Source organism: Clostridium chromiireducens (assembly GCF_002029255.1).
Lineage (GTDB): Bacteria > Bacillota > Clostridia > Clostridiales > Clostridiaceae > Clostridium > Clostridium chromiireducens.
Genome location: NZ_MZGT01000165.1, coordinates 1 through 1948, shown reverse-complemented (window position 1 = coordinate 1948; position 1948 = coordinate 1). Strand labels below are relative to the sequence as shown.

The following is a 1948-nucleotide window of genomic DNA, read 5'->3' as shown; positions in this document are numbered from 1 at the left end:
CTATATGTCCTATATAATTAATTAAGTTATTAAAACACTTTTTCAAGAAATTCACTATTTTTATAATTAACAATCTTTCCTTAAGATATTTAATTATTCCCGTATTAATTATAAACTTTAAGAGCATAGCCCCTGCAAAAATAACATAAATTGTTATACTCCATATAATTACATTTATCGTACTTATAGTAAAATTTTCCAATGATTCATCTATTCCTGAGCCTATTAAATATTGAACAAGCGTATTCTTTAGAGTTTCGATAATAGTTTCTGCAAGGACTGCTCCTGATCCAATTCCACCTATACCAAAAATTAAACAGTTAATCTCAAATGGAATCTTTTCGAAATATTTAATACCAAATACATTTTTTCCTTTTCCATATGGAATTAATAACCCTAGTATTAATATGGCACCTAATATTGACATTATAACTGTAGCTGCTGCTCCGTTATATATTCTATTTTGTGAATTATCTACAAGTGAACTTATTGTATCAGAATATTTTAAATCCTTAGGAATTCCATAAACAAAAGTTACGTTTTTTATAGGATTAAATTTTATATTGTTTTTAACAATATAATCATCGTTCCAAATTTTTTTCATTGTAAAATCTAAAAACCTATTTCTTATTACATAATCATCAGAACCATAAACCTTATTTACAGCAGCTACTCCATTTTCATCATACTTTACTACCATGTAAAACGCATATTTATCGGTTAAAGCTTGACTTTTAGTTTCATCTTCTAATAAACTCAAATCGTTTTCCGTATTAGTTTTCTTTATAGACATATCGTTACCATGAACCAAATAATTCAAATTTTTATAGTCATTATTTAGATTATCTTTCCATGAGTCTAAAATATTATCAAAGTTTCTAGGTACATCCAAATCATTATTTGACTCTTCATTATTATTTGAATTTTTCTCATATGATTTTATATAAATTTTATCAGCACTTAATTCTTCTTGACTTGATTGACCCAAAAGGTCTTTATATAAAACATAATTACTTTGATACATAGTTCTCATTAATTCATAATCTTCATAAGGGTGTGAAGGTTCTCCCTTCGACAATTCCTTTATCTTTGGATAAAAGTTAAAAATGCCAATTGACATTATTATAAGTATTGTAAATGCTACTAAATTAGTTATATATAAATTTTTACTGCTTTTCAATTTTATATCCAACTCCCCATACCACCTTTAAATATTTCGGATTTTTTGTATCTATTTCTATTTTTTCTCTTATATTTCTAATGTGAACCATTACTGTATCTGTGTTAATCGCCTTCTCATTCCAAACTATTTCATAAATTTCTTCAGCTGAGAAAACTCTTCCAGGTTTTTTCATAAGTAAATGTAAAATCTTAAATTCTATTGGTGTAAGCTTTACTAAATCACCATCTAAAGTCACTTCTTTTGTATTAATATTTAGTTCTAATCCGCCAATTACAAAATTATTATCTTTTTCTGTTGAATCATTTACTACTCTTAAGTATTTTGAATATCTCCTAAGTTGAGAATTAACCCTAGCTAATAATTCCATTGGATTAAATGGCTTAGTCACATAATCATCTGCACCTATATTAAGTCCAAGTATCTTATCCATCTCTTCAGATTTTGCCGTTAACATAATTACTGGAAATTCATAATTCTCTCTTAATTTCATGACCATTGTTACGCCATCCATTTTCGGCATCATTATGTCTACTATTGCCAAATGTAGATTTTGATTTTCAATAACCTCTAATCCTTCTACTCCATTACTTGCTCTAAAAACATTGTAACCCTGATTTTTTAAGTATATTTCTATCCCATCACCTATCTCTTTTTCATCTTCTACAATTAAAACATTATACAAATTCATAATTATTAAACACCCTCACTTACTATAATTAACATTCTATTATAATATCACATAAATTTAATTCTATATTATTATGT

General features: G+C 26.4%; 1 protein-coding gene and 1 pseudogene. Both read right to left on the bottom strand.

The features are described 5' to 3' along the window. A pseudogene (locus CLCHR_RS24155) lies at positions 1-1192 on the bottom strand (sensor histidine kinase); the annotation flags it as partial. Beyond that, positions 1167-1871 carry a response regulator transcription factor gene (locus tag CLCHR_RS24150; RefSeq protein ID WP_079442481.1) on the bottom strand — a complete coding sequence of 235 codons (705 nt, stop codon included), beginning with the start codon at positions 1869-1871 and terminating at the stop codon, positions 1167-1169. The gene CLCHR_RS24150 and the pseudogene CLCHR_RS24155, both read right to left, overlap by 26 nt. Between the last annotated feature and the right edge of the window lie 77 nt (positions 1872-1948).

What these genes read in the sequence shown, in the direction of transcription:
- CLCHR_RS24150 (WP_079442481.1), bottom strand. Translation starts at nt 1,871, where the DNA reads ATGAATTTGTATAATGTTTTAATTGTAGAAGATGAAAAAGAGATAGGT.